This window comes from Pseudomonas sp. L5B5, assembly GCF_020520285.1.
Taxonomy (GTDB): Bacteria; Pseudomonadota; Gammaproteobacteria; order Pseudomonadales; family Pseudomonadaceae; genus Aquipseudomonas.
In genome coordinates this window covers 1,489,631-1,509,467 of sequence record NZ_CP084742.1, presented here as the reverse complement: position 1 = coordinate 1,509,467, position 19,837 = coordinate 1,489,631, and the positions used below count along the sequence as shown (strand labels likewise).

Here is a 19,837-nt window from a genome sequence, read left to right as displayed (position 1 = left end):
GGCTCCTGGCAGCGGGCTGGTTGTGGGGAGGTAGGGACGCAGGGTCATAACGCAATGCTCCGCACCGGGTCGCCGGGTTCCAGCTGCAAGGCCTGGAGCATTGCCTGGTCCAGGCCCGTGAAGTCGCCGGGAGCCTCGTCGAGCAGGGCGACGATGGCGCGAAAGCCTTGCAGCCGATCGTTGCTCAGCAGCCATGGACGGCCCTGGCCACTCTGCGCAGCGAGGTAGCTGGTGGCGATCCGGCTCTGGATGATCGAGCGCAGTTCATGGTTGCGCCCCTGCAGGGTCGGGCCGGCGTCGAACAGGTCGACGTACTGGGTGGGGGAAAAACCTTCGTCCACCAGGATGTCGCAGGCCTCCTTGGCATCGGGATGGATGCGGCCGATGCAGTCCTGGGCCGGTTGCGCGAGCATCGGGATGTAGATCGGGTACTGGGGCATCAATTCGACGAGAAAACCTCGGCCCTGCAGGGCACACAGCCGTTCGGCCTCGACATAGGGCAGGTCGAAGAAGTGCTGGCCCACCGCTTCCCAGAACGGCGAGTGGCCACTGGCGGTGCTGTAGCCGACGATCTCGCTGATGCAGCTGTCGGCGAAACGCAGGGGGTGGGCGGCGATGAACAGCAAGCGTGCCCGGGAGGTCAGTTGTGCCAGGGGCGTGCCGGCCAGCGCGGCATCCATGTGGAAGCTGCGCAGCAGGGTTTGCTCGCTCAGGTCATGGCACAGGGACAGGGTCGGCACCCCGTGCTGGATGTCCAGCTCGCGGGAGCTGCTGATGAACGGGCGGTTGCGCAGGTTGTAGAACGGTTCGGGGAAGCCGGCCGTGGCCAGGATGTCCGAACAGCCGTGCAAGCAACCGCTGTCGGGGTCTTCGAGGACAAAAAAGTAGTTTTCCGGGCCCTGGCTAGCTTCGGTCTTGGCGAAGGACGCCAGGGAATCGAGGATCTTTTCCCGCAGGCAGTCTTCGTCGTCCACCAGCGAAGTCACGCCCAGCAGTCGTTCGCGGGCCAGGCGCCGCAGTTGGGGCAGATCGGATAACGCCACGGGACGCAAGGCCAGCATGGGTGTACTCCTGTATCAAGGGCCGCCAGCCCGAGGGCAGGGCGGCCAGACATCACTGTCGATTTCCACGCATCTACAAGGCCGCGACATCCGGCGGCCCGTTTCCTGGCTGCTCTTGGTGGCAGTGCCCAGAAGGCGCGGCGCCCCACAGGGGCTGCGCCGCTTTCACTATTGCTTGAGCGGATCCGGCAGGGCGGCACCGTTGCCCAGCCGATTGAGCACAAACAGGTATACCAATCCTGCGACCACCCAGATGGCGCCAAGTTTCTGCGCGTCCACCCCCATGTTGTACATGATGGCGCAGACGATCACGAAACCGACAAGCGGGCAGACCAGGTGACGCAGGACCTGGCCGGACTTCTGCCGGCGCCAGTAGAAATTGATCACGGTGATGTGCAGCAGCATGAAGCCGCTCAGGGCACCGAAGTTGACCAGGGAAGTCAGGGTGTCCACCGAGTTGATGAACAGGTAGCAGATCACCAGCGACAGCACCGCCACCAGGTAGATGCTGATGTGCGGGGTATTGTGCTTGGGATGAACCTTGGCCAGCACCTTGGGCAACTTGCCATCGCGGGCCATGCCGAACAGCAGGCGCGACACCGCGGCCTGCGAAGTGATGGCCACCGCCACGCCCCAGGCCAGCGCCGTGGCCACCCCGGTGAGGGTCGCCAGCCAGCTGCCGGCGGCCAGTTCGGCGATCTCGTAGAAGGCGGTGTCGGCGGACTTGAAGCCCATGCCGGCGGCCAGGTCGGTGGCGATCCAGGTTTGCACGACGAAGATCGCGCCCATCACCACCAGGGTGATCAGCGCGGCACGCCCGACGCTGCGGCCCGGGTCGCCCTTGACCTCCTCGGCCAGGGTCGAGATCGCATCGAAACCCAGGAACGACAGCACGGCGATGGACACGCCCTGCATCAGCATGCCGAAGTGGAAATTGTCCGGGCTGTACAACGGCGCCAGGGTCAGCTGGCCGTGGCCGGCGCCGCCGTGCAGGGCGTTCCAGGCGTAGAACAGGAAGATCCCCAGGACCACCAGTTGCGCCAGCAGGAACAGGATGTTCATCCTCGCCGTGAAGGTGATGCCCCGCAGGTTGACGAAGGTGGCGCTGACCAGGAATGCCAGGATGAAACCGACCTTGGGTATCTCCGGGTACAGGTGGTTGAGCGCCATGGCCGCGTAGACGTAGAGCAGCGGGGGGATCAGCAGGTAGTCCAGGAGCATCAGCCAGCCGGCGAGGAAGCCGACATGGGGGTTGAGCCCGCGCTGGGCGTAGGAGTAGACCGAGCCGGCGATGGGAAAGGCGCGAGCCATGGCGCCGTAGCTCAGGGCCGTGAAGAGCATGGCCACCATGCCGATGATGTAGGCCAGGGGCACCATGCCCGGTGCTTCCTGGTTGACGTAGCCGTAGACCCCGAACGGGGCGATGGGGATCATGAAAATCATCCCGTAGACCACCAGGTCACGCAGGTTCAGCCCGCGCTTGAGTTCCTGTTTGTAGCCGAATTCTTCAATCTCCATGAAGCAGTTCTCCTTGTAGCCAATAGGGGGGCAGCGCTCGCGCCAGGGGTCGTCATTGACTCCCTGGTGTGCGGGCCTGTGTTCGAACCTGGCAGGGTCAAAGACACACCACGGCGGTTTTTCTGATTGTTGTCGTACCGGTCCTGCAAACAGCGGTTTATCCAGCGAATCTTCCTTGCCGACTACAGCAATGGCGCCAGGCAGTCGCTCCAGTGCTGCACGGCCTGCGGGGTGCGCAGCAGGTCATTGCGCACCTCGATCAACACCGACTCCAGGCCCCGTGCATCGCCGTGCACCGGTACCGTCATATCGCTCAACGGATCGATTTCATAAGGCTGGTTGCCAGCCACTTTCATCGGCAGGGCCCACAACCCCTCCAGTACCCGGGCGGCGTAGGCGGTGGCGCTGCCGTAGAGCACGCCGATTTCCAGATCGCGCGGCTGGCCGTAGTACACCGGGGTGAAGCTGTGGATGCCCACCACGCGCACTTCACGGCCCTGGGCCAGGCGCCGGTCGATGATGCGTTGCAGGCGCTGGTGAAACGGGGTGAACAGCTGCTGGCGGCGATACTCGCGGGTCGCTTCGTCCAGGTGCTGGTTGCCCGGCACCTGGTAGATCTCGCTCTGCAGCGGGATGCTGTCGGGGGCATGCCGCGGACGGTTGAGGTCGATCAGCAGGCGCGAGTAGTTGGCTGCAATCAAGGTTGCGCCCAGGGCCTGGGACAGGCTCTGGGCCAGCTCCAGGGCGCCTGGGTCCCAGGCGATATGCTCGAGGGCCGCCACCGGGCTCAGGCCCAGGTCGTTCAGGGCCGGTGGAATGTAGTGGCTGGCGTGCTCGCAGACCAGGATCAGCGGATGCTCGGAGTCTTCCCGGAACAGGCGATAGGCCGGCTCGGTGTAGAGCCCCAGCTCGGCGGATTCAGTACAGGTGTCCATAGTGCTCACAGAGTTGGGCAGGGTTCAGGTGCTCGGTCAGGGACACTTCCTTTTGCTTGACGGCGAAATAGGTATCCAGCAGCGGTTGCGGCAGCAGCTGCCGCAGCTCGCGGTTGTCACGCAGGCATTCCAGGGCCTGGGGCAGGTTGCCGGGCAGCGGCACGATGCCGCTGGCCAGGCGCTGTTCGGCGCTCAGGTCGTCGGGGACCTTGTCGGTCACCGCATTGAGCGCCAGCTGTTGCTCGATGCCCAGCCGCCCGGCCATCAGCACTACGGCCATGGCCAGGTGCGGCGAGGCGGTGGCGTCCAGGGCGCGGAACTCCAGGTTGTACTGGGGAGCCGCCGCCTTGCCGCCGATGGTCACGGTGGGGCAGATGCGCAGCGAGGCTTCGCGGTTACGCAGGCCCAGGCAGGCGTAGGAGGCGCTCCAGTGGTGGGGCTGCAGGCGTGCATAGGAAATCGGGGTGGGCGCGGTGAAGGCGCACAGTGCCGGCAGGTGCTTGAGCACGCCTGCGGCCCAGTGCTGACCGAGGCGCGAGAGGTCGTCGCCGCTCACCGCCTGCGGATCGTAGAGCAACGGGGCGCCGTCCAGGTCCTGCAGGCTCAGGTGCAGGTGCACGCCGTTGCACACCGCGTTCTCGGCAGTCTTGGGCGCGAAGCTGACCCGCTGTCCCAGTTGCCGGGCGATCTCGCGGGTGATCTCGCGCACGTTCACCGCCCGGTCGGCGGCGGCCAGGCCCTGGGTCGGGCGGCAGGTGACTTCGTATTGATGCTTGCCGTACTCGGGCAGGAACATTTCCGGCTCGACCCCGGCGGCGCGCAGTGCGGCCAGCAACCAACCGCCGAAGGCCGCGCCCTGGCGCTGGGCCTGCAGGGAGAAGGCCAGGTGTTCGGCCTGGTCGCTACCGGTGTCGAGGTTGAACTCATGCTCGAAGGCCGCGGTGACCTGGATGCCCAGGACCTGGTAGGCCGCCAGTTCGTTGCGCAGCAAGGTGCGCGGGCAGGCGGCCCAGGGCTGGCCGTCGGTCTGGCAGATATTGGCATGGATGAACTCCAGGGCCGGCGCCGAGGCGTCGGGTCCGGCACCGACGCTGACCCGGCTGTCCAGGTCGGGGATCAGCCGCAGGTCGCCGTAGGCTCCCCAGGGGTTGTCCTCGGCGATCAGGTCCTGGGGCGTCAGCGCGCTGTTGGCCGGCACCCAGCCGCAGCCGCCGACCCGGTAGCGTTCCAGCTCGTCGCTGGGGAACGAGCGTCCACGGGTGACGCCGATCAGGTCGGTGGTGACGATGCTGGTCATCGCCACGGGGCTCAGGGCCTCGATGCCCTGGGCCCGGTTCATCCGCGGATCTCCCGCAGGCGGCCGAGCACCGTGGCGGTGTCGGTGATCCAGCAGTAGCCCTTGATCGCGTTGAGACAGGCCTGGTGCCGAGCGTCGCTGTAGGTGGCGCAGGCATCTTCCACCAAGGTCACCAGGTAGCCACGGTCGGCGGCATCGCGCACGGCCATGTCCACGCACTGGTCGGTGACGATCCCGGCGATGATCAGGTGGCGGGTTTCCAGGTTGCGCAGCACGTAGTCGATGTTCGTGGAGTTGAATACCCCGGATGAGGTCTTGGGCAGCACGATCTCGTTTTCCACCGGTGTCAGCTCGGCGATGATCGCCGCTTGCGGGCTGCCCTTGGGCAGGTGCATGTCCGACAGCTTGTGGTCCAGGGAACGGTCGCGGCCGTCGGCGGTAAGGCTCTCGATGACGGTGTGCAGCACGTTCTGCCGGGCTTCGCGCACCGCTGCCAGGAGTTTCTGCTGGTTGGGGACCACCTGCTCCCGGGCGCGCTTGAGGAACGCCTCGCCCTCGGGGCCTTGCAGGTGCGGATCGAACTGCGGTTCGAGCCAGGCCCGCTGCATGTCCACCAGCAGCAGCGCAGTGTGGTCGACGACGAAGGGCAGGTCCCGTGGCGAACGATGGGGCAGGCTGAACATCCTTATTTCTCCTCCAGCACGTGTGTGGCGAATTCGGCCCGCAGGGCGTCGATGCCCTCCAGGCGTTGATCAAGATGGGAACTGCGCGGAGTCAGGCAGGCAATCAGCGCCTCGACCTGGGCCAGTGCCGGCACCAGGGTGTCGAAGGGCGACAGCGACTCCACCGGCGCACTGATGATCAGGTCCGCCAGCTCGCGCAGGGGTGAGGCATAGATATCGGTGAACAGCACCACCCGGGCATTGCGCGCCTTGGCTGCGCTGGCCACGCGCAGGGCCTGGGTCTGGTAGCGGCGGTAGTCGAACAGCAGCACCACGTCCTGGCGCTGCACGTCGAACAAGCGGTCCGGCAGTTGCGCGTTGTCTTCGAGGAAGTGGCAGCCCGGGCGCATCAGGCGCAGGTGGTTGAGCAGGTACTGGGCCAGGAAGCTGCTGAAGCGCCCGCCGAAGCAGTGCACCGAATGCCGGTGGTCCAGCAGCCAGTCCATGAGTACGCGGATGTCTTCGGGCTGGGTCAGCGCCTGGGTGTCCTGCAGGGTGCGCTGGCTGTCGGCCAGGTAGCGGCCCCAAGTATCGCCCTGGGCCACCTGGGTCCGGGGGTGCAGCAGGGTGCTGGGGGAACGCAGGCGGTCATCCATGTCGCTGAGCAGGGCGTCCTGGAATTCGCCGTAGCCGCTGAACCCCAGCTTCTTGACCAGACGCACGATGGTGGGGTCACTGACCCCGGCGTGTTCCGCCAGGCGCGACATGGGGCCCAGGCCGTTGCGCGGGTAGTGGTCGAGCAGGGCTCGCACCACCTTGCGCTCCGAAGGCGTCAGGTCGAGGGCGGGGTCGGTGATCAGGTCTCTGAGAGAAGGCATCGGGGCGGTTTACAGGTCAAGTGTAGTTTTTGTTTCAGAAAAAGCTGAAAACGATATTTATGTAATGAACGTTACATGTCCAGTGAATTTTCCAATGATGGCGAAATGCTCTGGAACAGGGCTTGGTCGGGTGCCGCTCGATGCCGCGCATGAGAACCTGCGCCGGGTAACAATCAGGTTCACCCGACACCCTCGCACCGGCCGCAGGATTACGCTACGAGCCAGCGCCAGCGCTAGGGGTGTAGCATGCCCGGTCGCCATTTCCCTCGGAGCACTGCCCGTGCAGGCCACCCGTCTGACGCTCATCTGCCATGCCCGTACCGCTGCCCAGAAATTGGCACGCTTGCCCCTGGACGAACCCCTGGACATGGATTGGCAGGCCCAGGCCTCGAGCCGCGCCGCCGAGCTCAAGCGCAGCACCCGGGTGGTGTGCGGTCCGGAGTTGCGCACCCGGCAGACCGCCGCGCTGTTCAGCGCCAGCTACCAGGTGGAGCAGGCCCTGCGCGACTGTGCCTTCGGCGACTGGCAGGGGCAGTCCCTCGAGACCCTGCACGAGCAGCAGCCACAGGCCTTGCAGGCCTGGCTGGCGGACCCGCGGCAAGCCCCGCCGGGGGGCGAGTCGGTGGCGCAGCTCTGCCAGCGCGTAGCCCACTGGCTGGAGCAACTGGCGCAGCGCCCCGGACACTGGCTGGCGGTGACGCATCCATGGGTCATGCGCGCGGCAATGTGCGAGGTCTTGCAGGGGCCGCTGCACAGTTTCCACCTGATCGACATCGAGCCCCTGTCGCGCCTGGACCTGAGCCATGCCGGGCGCTGGCGCCTGCGCCTGGATGGCCGTCCATGAGCATCGGCGGCAGGCATTTCTCCCGAGGCTAAAGCAGCTCATACTGGCCCGCTGGTACAGCAGCGAGAATCACCTCCCATGAAAACCCTCCTGGTCATCGGCATCGGCGCCGGCCACCCCGACTACATCACCATCCAGGCGATCAAGGCCCTCAATCGCTGCGATGTGGTGTTCCTGATGGACAAGGGACCGAGCAAGGATTCGCTGATCGATCTGCGCCGCGAGTTGTGCGAGCGCTACCTCACCGAGCGTCCCTTTCGTTTCGTCGAGGCTCGGACCCCGGAACGCGAGCGTGGCGACGTGGATTACCAGGCCAGCGTCCAGGCCCTGAACCGCGACAAGCAGCACGTCTTCGAGCACCTGATCAACCAGGAACTGGCGGAAGGCCAGACCGGGGCATTCCTGGCCTGGGGCGATCCAGCGCTGTACGACAGCACCTTGCGCATCCTGCAGCAGATCCTGGCCAGTGGCGCGGCGCAGTTCGAATACCAGGTGATCCCCGGGATCACCAGCGTCCAGGCCCTGGCCGCGCAGCACAAGGTGCCGCTGAATCGTATCGGTCGCTCGCTGGAGATCACCACCGGCCGGCGCCTGGCGGCGGGGCAGGGCGGTGATGCCGACACCCGGGTGGTGATGCTCGATGCCGAAGACTCCTATCGGCAACTGCGCAACCAGGACCTGGACATCTACTGGGGCGCCTACCTGGGCACGGCGGATGAAATCCTCATTGCCGGCCGCCTCGATGAGGTCGCCGACGAGATCCGTCGCGTTCGCCTCGAGGCGCGCCAGGCCCATGGCTGGATCATGGACACCTACCTGCTGCGCAAGCCCGAGGACTGAGCCCTGCGCAGCCTCAGGTCTATCGCGTGCGGCCCGTACCGCCTGTTGTAGCCGCTGCCGAGCCTGCGAGGCTGCGACCGGGTGCGCAGCGCCCGTAACGCGCGGGGTATCAGGTGGACCGTGCTGCCTGGGCTGCATCGTTTGGAGGCGAATATCGAGCCTTGCGCAGGCCGCTGCACCACCCCGGGGCGGTGAAAAACGACCTGGATCAAGGCTGCGTTATTTTTATAAGTATTTGTCGCATAAACATAATTTGCATCCCGGGAGCCGCTCTAGACTGCTGGCCACTTCGATTTGCCCACAATCGAATTCTGCCAACAAGAAACCTCCGTCTCCTGGAGCTATAAATGAACAAAGTTGTGCTGTTCGGTGCCCTGGCACTGTCACTGTTTTCCTTCACCGCTTCGGCCGACGAGGCCAAGCCGATCCGCATCGGCATCGAAGCCGGCTATCCGCCATTCTCGATGAAGACCCCCGACGGCAAGCTCACCGGTTTCGACGTGGACCTGGGCAACGCCCTGTGCGAGCAGATGAAAGCCAAGTGCACCTGGGTCGAGCAGGAGTTCGACGGCCTGATTCCGGCGCTGAAGGTGAAGAAGATCGACGCCATCCTGTCGTCCATGACCATCACCGACGATCGCAAGAAGAACGTCGACTTCACCATCAAGTACTACCACACCCCAGCCCGTTTCGTGATGAAGGCCGGGACCACCATCAAGGACCCGCTGACCGAGCTCAAGGGCAAGAAGGTTGGCGTGTTGCGCGCCAGCACCCATGACCGCTTCGCCACCGAGGTGCTGGTGCCGGCCGGGATCGACCTGGTGCGCTACGGCTCCCAGCAGGAAGCCAACCTGGACATGGTGTCCGGTCGCGTTGACGCGCTGCTGGCGGACTCGGTCAACCTCGACGACGGTTTCCTCAAGACCGACGCCGGCAAGGGCTTTGCCTTCGTCGGTCCCGAGTACAACGATCCGAAATACTTCGGTGGCGGTGCGGGCATCGCCGTGCGCAAGGGTGACAAGGAGCTGGTGGAGAAATTCAACACCGCCATCACCGAGATCCGCGCCAATGGCAAGTACAAGGAGGTACAAGACAAGTACTTCGACTTCGACGTCTACGGCGAGTAAGCCGCTGGCATGAAAAAAGGTGGCGACCGGCTTCTCGATCGCCACCTTTTTTGTGCGCGGCTGTTTTATCCTGCGCCACGTCTTTTTTCCGGAGCCGCCATGCAACGCATCGACCACTCCCTGCCCTGGGGCCACCTGGGCACTTCGCGCCAGCTCAGCGTGTTCCGCTTCGGTAGCGGCCCGCGCAAGGTGTATATCCAGGCCAGCCTGCACGCCGACGAGCTGCCGGGGATGCGTACCGCCTGGGAGCTCAAGCAGCGCCTGGAGTCCCTGGAACGCCAGGGCCGCCTGCAATGCACGGTGGAGCTGGTGCCGGTGGCCAACCCCATCGGTCTTGACCAGCAGGTACAGGGCAATCACCTGGGCCGCTTCGAACTGGGCAGTGGCAAGAACTTCAACCGCGCCTTCGTCGAACTCAGCGGCCCGGTGGGGGATCGGATCGGCAAGCGCCTGGGGGACGATGCGCTGGCCAACGTTGCCTTGATCCGCCGCACCATGGTCCAGGTGCTGGACGAGCTACCGCCCCCGTCGTCGCAGCTGCAAGCCTTGCATCGCCTGTTGCTGCGCCACGCCTGCGACGCCGACATCACCCTCGACCTGCACTGCGATTTCGAGGCGGCGATCCATCTGTATGCCTTGCCCCAGCACTGGCCCCAGTGGCAGCCCCTGGCCGCGCGGCTGAAGGCCGGCGTGGCGCTGCTGTGCGAAGACTCTGGCGGCAGTTCCTTCGATGAGTCCTGCTCATCGCCCTGGTTGCGCCTGGCCCGGGATTTCCCCCGTGCGGCGATTCCCCTGGCCAACCTCGCCACCACCCTGGAACTGGGCAGCATGGGCGACACTCGGGTGGAGCAGGCGCGGGCCAACTGTGAAGCCATCCTGGGCTTTCTCGCCGGTCAGGGGCTGATCGACGGCGAGTGGCCGGCTGCGCCGCAGGACTGCTGCGAAGGCATGCCTTTCGAGGGCACCCAGTACCTGTTCGCCCCGCATCATGGCGTGGTCAGTTTCCTGCGCGAAGCCGGAGAGTGGGTCGAGCGTGGTGACGCCCTGTTCGAGGTGGTCGACCCCTTGAGCGACCAGGTGAGCACCGTGCGTGCCGGCACCCGTGGCGTGCTGTTCGCCCTGGATCGGGGACGCTACACCCAGCCGGGTATCTGGCTGGCCAAGGTGGCCGGGCGCGAAGCCATTCGTGAAGGCAAGCTGGTCAACGACTGACACCCTGTTGCAAGCCCCGGAGCGTCTGCAGCGGAGCTTGCAACCGGCCTCTCGTCGAGCCGTCGGCTGTCGCCATCATCTGAGTTCAAGTCATGTCCCGATTGTCCCTGTGCATCCGCCTGCTGTTCACCCTGTGCCTGCTGGCGGCGACCTTCAATCATCTGCACGCAGCCTTTGCCCACGGCTTGCTCTGGGACTACGGCTACGGCATCGATACACCCCTGGCCAGCCGAGCCTTCTGGGGCTCATTGACGCTGTTCGACCCGCTGGCGGTGGTGCTGTTGTGGTGGCGCCCGCGCTGGGGGCTGGCGCTGACCCTGGCGATCATCCTGCTGGACGTGCTGCATAACAGCGTCTATGTCGCCGTCCACAACCAGTGGCTGGCCACCTTCTATCTGTCCCAGGTGGGCTTTTTGTTGGCGGTGCTGTTGCTGGCGCCGCTGGCCTGGCGCCAATACCCTGGCCGGGGGCACACCCGGTAGCTGCGCTTGAGCAGGTGAGTCGGACCCCGCCAGACCGGCAATGCCAGGCTCTGGCCGTTGATTTTTTCCAAGCAAGGAGCCGTAGATGATTCGCTGCCTGGCGTTACTGGCCTTGTTGGCCGCACCTTTCGTTCACGCCGACACCCCACTGCATGACGACTTGCCGTTGCGTTACCTGGAGCAGGCCCCGGCGGACAGCCGCGATCAGCCGCTGGTGATCTTCCTGCATGGTTACGGCAGCAATGAGGCCGACCTGTTCGGCCTGCACCAGCGCTTGCCGCAGGCCTACACCTACCTCTCGGTGCGGGCGCCGCAGGCCCTGGACGACGACAGCTTCCAGTGGTTCCGGCGCCAGGGGCAGGGCGCCTATGACGGCGTCAGCGAGGACCTGGCCAGCAGCGCCCGGTTGATCGAGCAGTTTGTCCGCGCAGCTGCAGCCAAGTATCACACCGAGCCTGGCAAGGTGGTGCTGGTGGGCTTCAGCCAGGGGGCGGCGATGGCCTATGAAGTGGGGCTGCATCACCCGCAGTCGGTACGGGGTATCGCGGCCCTGAGCGGGAAGATCCTGCCGCTGCTGGCCTCGCAGCTCAGGAGCGAGCCAGGGTTGCAGCGCCTAGGGATCTTCATCGGCCATGGCACCAGCGACCAGCGTTTGCCCTACAGCGATGGCGTGGAGGCCAACCGGCTATTGCGCGGGTTGGCCCTGGAGCCGCAGTTCCATGCCTATCCGGGGATGGGCCACAGCATCAGCGAAGTGGAGATCCAGGACCTGGATCGCTGGCTGCGCGCACTCGCCCCCTGAACCGGGGTCACTGGCCGAGGATCTGCTTCATCAACGCCGCATGCCCGGCTTTGTCGGCGGCCCGGGAGATCACCTGGATCACCGCCATGTGATTACCGGAGCCGGCGATCAGGGTCGAGTTCAAGGTCAGGCCGCCACCCTGGGTGGCGGTGCTGTCGATCTGGCGTACGCCAAGGCCCTTGAGGGTCAGGCTCTTTTGCGCCTGTTTCTTGAAGTCTGGCAGGGCCTGGACCTGCTGGACCAGGAAACCGGCGGCCGCGTCATCGAGAAACGCCGTGTCGTTGTCCTTGACCTGGGCCCCGTTGGGAATGCCGTTCTGCGCCGCGATGACCACGGTGCGGGTCTTGTCGTTGGCGTACAACGTGCCGCTGGCGCCGGCAGTGCCGCTGTCCTGGTCGCCCACGGGCAGGGCTGAGGCACTGAAGTCCTTGGGCAGGGTGAAGGCCAGCTTGCCGTCGAGCAGCACGACCTTCTCTCCCGGGGCCTGGCGGGGAGTGGATTTGCCGGCGGCCACGGCGTTCAGCGCACCAAGGCCCGCCACGGCGGCGAGCACCAGGACCAGGGCATTTCTAGCGAGGGATGACATGCACAATCTCCGGGCATCTGGATCGAAGGCGCGCATCATCCCACGCCCGTGGCAGCCTGCTCCAGCGGGATTTTACGTGGCGGATCACTGGCTGGGGGCGAGTCTATGCATCTACTGGCCAGGTGCCGCGACGAACCATCTCCTTAACCCGATCTGCTCCATTGGCCCGGACCAACAGTTCCAGTCTGGCTTTTTCGATGTCTTCGGCGCTCCAGAGCTCGGTCGCCATGGTGGCTTTTTCATGGGACCAACCATTGTCATAGTGGCGTACCACATATTGCTGTTGGTACTCCCACATCTCTGTGCCGGGAATCGGCGTGACGATGAACGGGTTGGCGTAGGCCATGCCAGCTCCCATGAGTCTGACTGCATAGTCCGTGGTTCTTTCTATCAGCTCCAGGCTCTCGATGAACGGCTTGGCTCCAGGTGTAGCTGGAGGGTTGACGAATCCCAGCATGAATCCTCCGGTTACCTGAATCCCATGCTCGGTGAATATTTCGATGATTTCGAAAGTGGCCTGCTGGATTGCGTTGAATCGCGATTTGTTGGAATTGACCAGGCTGTCTTCGTTGGCGCTTTCTACTGCCAGGTAGATGTTGTAACAGCCGTTTTCCGCAATCGAACGAATGAACTCACGTGCAGTGAGGCCTCCTTTGATTGCCGCTATCACATTGCGGTATTGCGGGCTCCTTAACTCCTTGTCGTCCAACTCTGCGAGGAAGCGCTCTCCCTGATGCAGAAGTACGAGGTTGAACAGGCTCAAGCCGCCTTCCTCGACCCAGGGTAAGTTGTGTTTTTTCAGCAGACGCCCTACCTCCATGGCGTACAGGGGATCGTGCATCAGGTGGTCGTCCTCGATCAGGACTTCAGTGACACCTTGATTGACCAGATCGGCCAGGTGCAGGTCGAACCAGTCCAGCCCCAACGCTCGCCATGGGCCATTGATCTTGGGGATATAGCAGAAGTTGCAGTTCACGTTGCAACCGATGGTGGAGAAGATCTGCGCCCAGGCACCGTGCTTGTGCACCCGGGCCCCCGAGGAGTGATAGGGCTGCAGGTAGTGATTCATGTCCAGGAAACTGAAGTCCGGCAACGGCATCACCCCCAATCGCTCATCCAGTTCCTGGCGGGCTGGCACGATGCTCAGGTAGCTGGATTTACGTGACGGGCGGATCAGTTGACCCTGCTGGCCTCGATACGCCACTCCTGGAACACCATGGATATCTGCTCCAGGATGGCTCAGTGCATCGAGCAACAATGTGAAGGCGCGATCGGCTTCATTGATCAGGACGAAGTCGAATGCCGAATCCAGCAATGCGTTTTGCCAATCACCACTGGAATGCGCGCCTCCTGTCACCAAGACCAGATTGGGGTCGATGGACTTGACCAGGTCGGCCAAGGCCCTCGCATTGCCCCATTGCACGGTGTAGTTGCACTGGATGCCGACGATGTCCGGCTGGGCCGTCTCGATAATGGTGCGCAACTGCTCGTCGGTCAGTCCATACCGCAACAACTGGCCACGATCCACCGGGATCAGGTGTGATTCTTGTTCCCAGCCGGCGAACGGAGCATCGACTATCTGTACGTCGTAGCCCGCACGCCGGGCTACTGTGGCGATACGTAGCAAACCGATGGGTGTGCCGGCACGTTTCATGACCTCGAAGGTGTCGATACCGATGTTGGTGAATGCACTGCCTGCCGGCGCCGGTTCGACCAGGCGTGTATAGGGTGGAACAAACAACAGTACTCTGGGTGCTTCGCCGTGGGCGCGTCGGCGGGTTGCACTGTGGCTGGTGGTCCGCGAGGGCGCTCCCAGCGACTGGAGGGCCGCCCGGGTAGGCGCCACCGAAAAACTCGGGGCGGCACGATCTAGTCTCGCAGCTCCTTCGGAGGCAATCAGATGCATTTTTATTGGGTTCCTTGCAGACAGATGGAATCAGGAGCGGGGCTTGCGCTGGATAGAGGTGGCAATCACCGCTCCGGCGATGATGAGTAGCGCAGGTATCAGGAGAATCGGTTTGGCGTGGGTTTGGCCGACGAGGATCAGCAGCAGGGTCGAGAACAGCGGGGCCAGGTAGGACAAGGCTCCCAGGCTAGCCAGGTTGCCATGCTTGGTGGCGTGGTCCCAGGCAAAAAAGGCCAGGCCAACCGGACCCAGACCCAGACCAATGATGGCTGCCCACTGTTCGGAGTCGGGTGGGACGGTGGTTTCGAAGGCCAGGTGACAGAGCAGCCCGGCAACGGCCACCAAGCCGCAGATGCCGCCGATGATACTGCTGGGCACAGCATTGAAGCGGCGATTGATTACCGAATAGCTGGACCACACCAGGGCGCAGAGCAACGCTGCCGCATAGCCGGCGAGCGGCATCTCGGCGACGCTGGTTTGCGATCGTTGCTGCATGATGAACGCTGTGCCAGCGAGCCCGAGAAGTGCACCCAACAGTTGCCGATGATGCAATGGCTGACCGCCGGCGAGGCTTGCCAGCAAGACGATCAGCAAAGGCCAGAGGTAGGCGATCAGGCTGGCTTCGGCAGGAGGTGCGGCTTTGAGAGCGAAAAAATACAAGGCGTGGTAGGCGAATATCCCCAGGAATCCTGTTGCCCAGACTTGCCAGGGTTGACGCCATCCAGCAAACCCCGCCGGGCCTCGTAGTCCAAGGATGCCCAGGCTAGCCAGAAATGCCACGGCGAAACTCAGCGACAGCAGTTCAAAGGGCGGGATTCCTGCCGTGAAGGTCGTGAGCAATGCCAGGCACGACCATAGAAATACAGCAATGACCCCGATGGCCGTTGCCGAAGCGGCGGTTCTGGTATTGGTAGTGGTTTTGGAAGATGTCGTGCTTTGTGTCATGAGCCCCGCCCGATGAGCGTTTCGGAGCGGGGATGATAAAAAGAATGGTCAGAAGGGTATTGGTTTGTGCTGCCGGATATTTGTTCCAGGCTGCATGTTTTCAGTAGGCTCTGGAGTACCTTCTAGCCAGCGCCGGGGTCAAGTCATGACTTTTCTTCAGGGCATGGTTCAAAGCGCTCTGATCGGCGTATCCCACTCGATGGGCAATCTCGGTGATTGATAGCTGGGTGTCGCGCAACAGGTCCATGGCGAGGTTCAGGCGCAAGCGAGTCACGTGGGCGAATGGAGTGATTCGCAGGTGCTGCTCGAACAGTATGTACAAGCGTCGTTCACTTGTGCCTGAAACCCGGGCGATCTCCGAGGCGGTCAGGTGAGCATCAAGGTGATTTTCAATGTAGGTCAGTGCCCTGGCCAAGGTGAACTGCCCATGGTCGGGGGTGTTGCTGTGGCGCTGCGCCAGAGATGACATCAGCAATGTGCTCCAGGATCGGGCCACTTCCGTCGAACTGGTTAACAAGGGCATGCTACGGCTGGCGTAATCGAGCAGATGTCGAATCTCTGGTCTGACCGGGAAAAAGCTTTTCTCATTCAGTTGCTTGATGGTTTCAGCCTCGCTTTTTTGCATGCTTGCAGAGGGCAGTGGCACATCAAGGACCAGGAACGTGTTGCTGGTTTTGGAAGAGAATGCGTGGGCAGTACCGGCTGGAATTATCACCCCTTGACTCCAGTCGACCTTGCCGCCACGTCCATCGACCTCGATTTCCATCGAGCCTGACTGAGGCAGGACTATCTGATGGAAGTCATGATCATGCAGTTCGACTTGGCCTGAGTAAGATCGTAAGGCCAGTGAAGCCTTCTGTATTTCCGTGTTGCTCATTAGGCTCTTCCATAAGACGAATTGTATGCATGATGCATGAGTGATTGAGTACTGCGCCAGTATCTGGCTATCAAGCTTCAAGGCATTTTTCTGAACCGCTCTAAAGCGCCATTTGTAGCCGCTGCCGAGCGTGCGAGGCTGCGACCGGGTGCGTAGCGCCCGTAAAGCCGGTCGGTGAAGGTGCACCAGGTTTATCGCACGGCCAGCCCTTGCGGCCCGTACCGGGTCGTGCGCAGCCTGTGGCAGCGGCTACACGAAGTGGTGGCATGGCAGGTCACGGTGTGTCGTCGAGGAAGCGCCCGTGATGGTCGGGGCTGGGCAGCAGGCAAGCGTCGTAGCGGCCGAACCAGCGATAGCGATGGCGGGCGATGAAGTCGTAGCCCCAGTCGCGCAGTGGCCGAGGCACCCAGCGCAGCAGGCGCAGCCAGCGCCAGGGCGCGGGCAGCTGCGCCATCAGGCGGATGAAGGCCTCGGAGCGCAGGGACAGGCGCCGGCCTTCGATCAGCACCACGCTGTCGAACTGCTCGGTGGACAACCCGGCCCACGCCAGCAGGGCCTGGCCCTGGGGTGACTGCACCGAGGCCAGGCGGATTCGCCGCTCGGTGTCATGGGCGATGACGAAGCGCACCGACGCATTGCACAGCTTGCACACCCCATCGAACAGCAGCACCCGCTCGCCAGGTTGCAGGAAGGGCGGCAGGGCATTGCCTGCCGGAGTTGTTGCGGTGTCAGCCACGTAGAAAACCTTGCAAGAGTGGAGCGACGTCCGGCCAGGGCCAGAATCTGCGCAGCATACTCGCCTTGAACGACAAATTTCAGGCTTGGGCCCCAGCAGTGAAACCTCTAAGCTGGGCAACTGCTTCAAGCCGCCGTGGAATCCCCCTTGTGAAATTCAGCCTGCCGAAAATCGCCACCGCTCCCTTCTGCCCGCCGGAAGTGGCCGGCTCGGTCACCGTCGATCCGCGCGCCTCGTTGTTCAAGCGCGTGCTGCGTTTTGCCGGTCCCGGCCTGTTGATCTCCATTGGCTACATGGACCCCGGCAACTGGGCCACGGCCATCGAGGCCGGCTCGCGCTACGGCTACAGCCTGCTGTTCGTGGTGTTGCTGGCAAGCCTGGCGGGCATGGTGGTGCAGTGCCTGTGCTCGCGCCTGGGCATCGCCACCGGGCGTGACCTGGCCCAGCTCTGCCGGGAGCGCTATAGCCCCTGGTCGGCGCGGGTCCAGTGGCTGCTGGCGGAGGTCTCCATTATCGCCACCGACCTGGCCGAAGTGCTGGGCTGCGCCTTGGCCTTCCACCTCTTGCTGGGGGTGTCGCTGAGTACAGGGATCGTCATCACCGCCTTCGACACCCTGCTGGTACTGGGCCTGCAGAACCGCGGGTTTCGCCGGTTGGAGGCGATCATGCTGGCGCTGGTGGCGACCATCGGTGTGTGCTTCTTCATCGAGTTGCTGCTGATCAAACCCTACTGGCCGGACGTGGTCCGGGGCTTCACTCCATCGCTGGCGGCCATCAGCGACGCCGCGCCTTTGTACCTGGCGATCGGCATCCTCGGCGCCACGGTGATGCCGCACAACCTGTACCTGCATACCTCGGTGGTCCAGACCCGCCTGGTGGGCAAGGACATCGACAGTCGCAGCGATGCGATCCGCCTGGCGCGCATCGACACCATCGGCTCCCTGGCCCTGGCGCTGCTGGTGAATGCGGCGATCCTGATCCTCGCCGCGGCGGCCTTCCACAACACCGGGCACAGCGACGTGGTGGAGATCCAGGATGCCTACCATCTGCTCGATCCGCTGGTGGGCGGGGCCCTGGCCAGCGTGCTGTTCGGCGTGGCCCTGCTGGCTTCGGGGCAGAGCTCGACCTTCACCGGGACCATCGCCGGCCAGGTGATCATGGAGGGTTACCTGAACCTGCGGATTCCCTGCTGGCAACGGCGCCTGATCACCCGTGGCCTGGCGCTGATCCCGGCCTTCATCGGCGTCTGGCTGCTGGGCGACGGCGCCGTGGGCAAGCTGCTGGTGCTGAGCCAGGTGGTGCTCAGCCTGCAACTGCCGTTCGCCCTGTATCCGTTGATCCGCATGACCAACGACCCGCGCCTGATGGGCGTGTTCGTCAACCGCTGGCCGACCCGCTGGCTGGCCTGGAGCCTGTTCGCCGTGATCAGCGCGGCCAACGCCTGGCTCATAGCGAGCCTCTAGTTCCAAGCTCCAAGCTCCAAGCTCCAAGCGGCAAGCCAAAGCCAGAGCGAACGCTGAAGCCAAGGCTGATCGCGTCCGGCTTTCAACTTGCCGCTTGGAGCTTGCCGCTTATCGCGCTAGCGATCCCAGTACGGCACCGGCCCGAAGGTCTCGACGAAGAAGTCGATCACCGTGCGGACCTTCACCGACAAGCGGCGGCTGCCCGGCCACAGGGCGGTGATCTGCTGCGGCTCGAGGCTGGTGGCCACTTCGAAATCCTCGAGCAGCGCCACTAGCCGGCCCTGGTGCAGGGCCTCGCCGATCAGCCAGGAAGGAAACATCACCAGCCCCAGGCCTTGTTCGGCGGCTTGGGTCAGGGTGTCGGCGTGGTTGCCGGTCAGTGGGCCCGTGACGCTGTAGGGCGTCCAGGACTCCTGGCCCTGGCGGAAGAACCAGCGTTGCTGGCCGCTTTCGCCCTTGTAGGCCAGGCATTGGTGCTGGTGCAGTTGGTCGGGGTGCTGGGGGTGGCCGTGACGGGCCAGGTAGCCCGGGCTGGCGGCGACCCGGTAGCGCTGGGGTGCCAGTAGTCTGGCCTGCATCGAAGAGTCTCCCAGCACGCCGATGCGAAACAGCAGGTCGGTGCCGTCCTGCAACGGGTCGATGTAGCTGTCGGTCTGCTGGATATCCAGTTGCAGCTTGGGGTAGCGCCGGTGCAGTTCGCCCAGCCAGGGCGAGATATGCCGCTGGCCGAACACCACCGGCGCGTTGATCCGCACCAGCCCGGTGGGCTCGTCCTGCTGTTCTTGCAGGGCCTGCTCGGCTTCTTCCCATTGTGCCAGCACCCGGCGGGCATGATGCCCCAACAGGCGCCCGGCCTCGGTGGGGCTGACCGCCCGGGTATGGCGATACAGCAACTGTTGGCCCAGGGCCTGTTCCATCAGCTGGATCTGCCGCGAAATGGAGGAAGGTGCCAGGCCTTCGCGTCGGGCCACGGCAGAGAAACTGCCCTGGTCGAGCACCGCGATGAACAGCCGCAGGGCCTTGAAACCCAGGTCGTTGAAGCCTTGCATTGGGAGTCCTTGCTGTGCGATTTGCGCAAAGGTGTTGTCGGCATGCTCCCATTTATCGCAAAGCACGGGCAACCAATAATGCTCGCCCTTCCATGAGTCGAAGAGGTGCCCCATGTCTTGCGAAACCCTTGAGCCAACGCTGCCACCGCCTGTGATCAGTGCTGCATCCACTGTTGGCTGGCAGCGTCTGGCCCTGCTGCCGCTGGTGATCCTGGCTGGTATGGGCCTGTCGGTGGAGGCCGGATTGCTCGGCCCCCTGGGAGCCCAGGTCGGCCACTTGTGGGCGACCCTGAGCATCTTCGGCGTCGGTGCGGCGTTGCTGGCCTTGCTGTTGCTGTTCAGTGGCCCGCAGCCGGGACCGACCTTGAACCAGTTGCCGCGCTGGCAGTTGCTGGGCGGACTGCTGGGGCCGATCTATGTGGTGGTGCTGACCCTGGCCACGCCGCATATCGGCATTGCCATGACCATGATCGCGATTCTTTCCGGCCAGGTTGGCAAGAGCGTGCTGATCGACCACTTCGGCTGGTTCGGCAGTGCCCGCAAACCGGTCAACGCCGAGCGTTGGCTGGCCCTGGTGCTAATCGTCGGCGCCCTGATCCTGATTGCCCGAGGTTGAA

Annotated in this window: 20 protein-coding genes; 8 read left to right on the top strand and 12 right to left on the bottom strand. The window is 64.0% G+C overall.

Annotation, left to right across the window (positions count from 1 at the left end):
• Positions 1 to 44 precede the first annotated feature (44 nt).
• The 6 genes from LGQ10_RS06750 to LGQ10_RS06725 form a co-directional block, all read right to left on the bottom strand.
• Entirely contained in the window at positions 45 to 1,061 is a 1,017-nt protein-coding gene (locus LGQ10_RS06750) for an arginine N-succinyltransferase (protein ID WP_226525049.1), read from the bottom strand.
• Positions 1,062 to 1,229: 168 nt separating this feature from the next.
• On the bottom strand, positions 1,230 to 2,579 hold the full coding sequence (locus LGQ10_RS06745) for an APC family permease (protein WP_226525048.1): 1,350 nt from the start codon (positions 2,577 to 2,579) through the stop codon (positions 1,230 to 1,232).
• Between the two features lie 182 nt (positions 2,580 to 2,761).
• Positions 2,762 to 3,514: an N-formylglutamate amidohydrolase gene (locus tag LGQ10_RS06740; protein WP_226525047.1), complete on the bottom strand. Its 753-nt coding sequence runs from the start codon at positions 3,512 to 3,514 to the stop codon at positions 2,762 to 2,764.
• A complete protein-coding gene (locus LGQ10_RS06735) occupies positions 3,498 to 4,853 on the bottom strand; it encodes a glutamine synthetase family protein (RefSeq protein WP_058434620.1) in 1,356 nt (451 codons plus the stop codon). Before LGQ10_RS06735 ends, LGQ10_RS06740 begins: the two co-directional genes overlap by 17 nt.
• Positions 4,850 to 5,494 (bottom strand): isochorismatase family cysteine hydrolase, encoded by a 645-nt coding sequence (locus tag LGQ10_RS06730; RefSeq protein WP_058434621.1) that lies wholly within the window; start codon positions 5,492 to 5,494, stop codon positions 4,850 to 4,852. The genes LGQ10_RS06735 and LGQ10_RS06730 overlap by 4 nt, the downstream gene beginning before the upstream one ends.
• 2 nt (positions 5,495 to 5,496) lie before the next feature.
• Positions 5,497 to 6,351 carry a MurR/RpiR family transcriptional regulator gene (locus tag LGQ10_RS06725; RefSeq protein ID WP_058434622.1) on the bottom strand — a complete coding sequence of 285 codons (855 nt, stop codon included), beginning with the start codon at positions 6,349 to 6,351 and terminating at the stop codon, positions 5,497 to 5,499.
• Between the two features lie 280 nt (positions 6,352 to 6,631).
• Between LGQ10_RS06725 and LGQ10_RS06720 the strand changes: the two genes are divergently transcribed.
• From LGQ10_RS06720 to LGQ10_RS06695, 6 genes are all read left to right on the top strand, one after another.
• Positions 6,632 to 7,195: a histidine phosphatase family protein gene (locus LGQ10_RS06720; RefSeq protein WP_058434623.1), complete on the top strand. Its 564-nt coding sequence runs from the start codon at positions 6,632 to 6,634 to the stop codon at positions 7,193 to 7,195.
• 78 nt (positions 7,196 to 7,273) lie between these two features.
• Entirely contained in the window at positions 7,274 to 8,035 is a 762-nt protein-coding gene (gene cobF, locus LGQ10_RS06715; RefSeq protein ID WP_058434624.1) for a precorrin-6A synthase (deacetylating), read from the top strand.
• A 347-nt stretch (positions 8,036 to 8,382) separates the two neighbouring features.
• Positions 8,383 to 9,162 (top strand): ABC transporter substrate-binding protein, encoded by a 780-nt coding sequence (locus tag LGQ10_RS06710; protein ID WP_226525046.1) that lies wholly within the window; start codon positions 8,383 to 8,385, stop codon positions 9,160 to 9,162.
• Between the two features lie 99 nt (positions 9,163 to 9,261).
• A complete protein-coding gene (locus LGQ10_RS06705) occupies positions 9,262 to 10,374 on the top strand; it encodes a M14 family metallopeptidase (RefSeq protein WP_058434626.1) in 1,113 nt (370 codons plus the stop codon).
• Positions 10,375 to 10,466: 92 nt separating this feature from the next.
• Positions 10,467 to 10,856 carry a hypothetical protein gene (locus LGQ10_RS06700; protein ID WP_226525045.1) on the top strand — a complete coding sequence of 130 codons (390 nt, stop codon included), beginning with the start codon at positions 10,467 to 10,469 and terminating at the stop codon, positions 10,854 to 10,856.
• Between the two features lie 85 nt (positions 10,857 to 10,941).
• Positions 10,942 to 11,658 (top strand): alpha/beta hydrolase, encoded by a 717-nt coding sequence (locus LGQ10_RS06695; RefSeq protein WP_058434753.1) that lies wholly within the window; start codon positions 10,942 to 10,944, stop codon positions 11,656 to 11,658.
• A 7-nt stretch (positions 11,659 to 11,665) separates the two neighbouring features.
• On the opposite strand, the gene LGQ10_RS06690 is transcribed toward LGQ10_RS06695, so the two are convergent.
• The 5 genes from LGQ10_RS06690 to LGQ10_RS06670 all read right to left on the bottom strand — a co-directional run bounded on the left by LGQ10_RS06690 (position 11,666) and on the right by LGQ10_RS06670 (position 16,708).
• Positions 11,666 to 12,244, bottom strand: coding sequence for a hypothetical protein (locus LGQ10_RS06690; RefSeq protein WP_058434754.1), 579 nt, complete (start codon positions 12,242 to 12,244; stop codon positions 11,666 to 11,668).
• Between the two features lie 103 nt (positions 12,245 to 12,347).
• A complete protein-coding gene (locus LGQ10_RS06685) occupies positions 12,348 to 14,150 on the bottom strand; it encodes a B12-binding domain-containing radical SAM protein (RefSeq protein WP_226525044.1) in 1,803 nt (600 codons plus the stop codon).
• A 30-nt stretch (positions 14,151 to 14,180) separates the two neighbouring features.
• Positions 14,181 to 15,095 carry a DMT family transporter gene (locus tag LGQ10_RS06680; RefSeq protein WP_226525043.1) on the bottom strand — a complete coding sequence of 305 codons (915 nt, stop codon included), beginning with the start codon at positions 15,093 to 15,095 and terminating at the stop codon, positions 14,181 to 14,183.
• A gap of 100 nt (positions 15,096 to 15,195) precedes the next feature.
• Positions 15,196 to 15,972, bottom strand: a complete 777-nt coding sequence (locus LGQ10_RS06675) for a helix-turn-helix domain-containing protein (protein ID WP_226525042.1) — start codon at positions 15,970 to 15,972, stop codon at positions 15,196 to 15,198.
• 274 nt (positions 15,973 to 16,246) lie between these two features.
• Entirely contained in the window at positions 16,247 to 16,708 is a 462-nt protein-coding gene (locus tag LGQ10_RS06670) for a thiol-disulfide oxidoreductase DCC family protein (protein WP_058434755.1), read from the bottom strand.
• A 149-nt stretch (positions 16,709 to 16,857) separates the two neighbouring features.
• On the opposite strand from LGQ10_RS06670, the gene LGQ10_RS06665 reads away from it, so the two are divergent.
• Positions 16,858 to 18,171 carry an Nramp family divalent metal transporter gene (locus LGQ10_RS06665; protein ID WP_226525041.1) on the top strand — a complete coding sequence of 438 codons (1,314 nt, stop codon included), beginning with the start codon at positions 16,858 to 16,860 and terminating at the stop codon, positions 18,169 to 18,171.
• Positions 18,172 to 18,287: 116 nt separating this feature from the next.
• Here the strand turns inward: LGQ10_RS06665 and LGQ10_RS06660 are convergent, their stop codons facing one another.
• Positions 18,288 to 19,220, bottom strand: coding sequence for a LysR family transcriptional regulator (locus LGQ10_RS06660; RefSeq protein ID WP_226525040.1), 933 nt, complete (start codon positions 19,218 to 19,220; stop codon positions 18,288 to 18,290).
• A 112-nt stretch (positions 19,221 to 19,332) separates the two neighbouring features.
• Between LGQ10_RS06660 and LGQ10_RS06655 the strand changes: the two genes are divergently transcribed.
• Positions 19,333 to 19,836, top strand: coding sequence for a DMT family transporter (locus LGQ10_RS06655; protein WP_058434758.1), 504 nt, complete (start codon positions 19,333 to 19,335; stop codon positions 19,834 to 19,836).
• The last annotated feature ends 1 nt before the right edge of the window (position 19,837 follow it).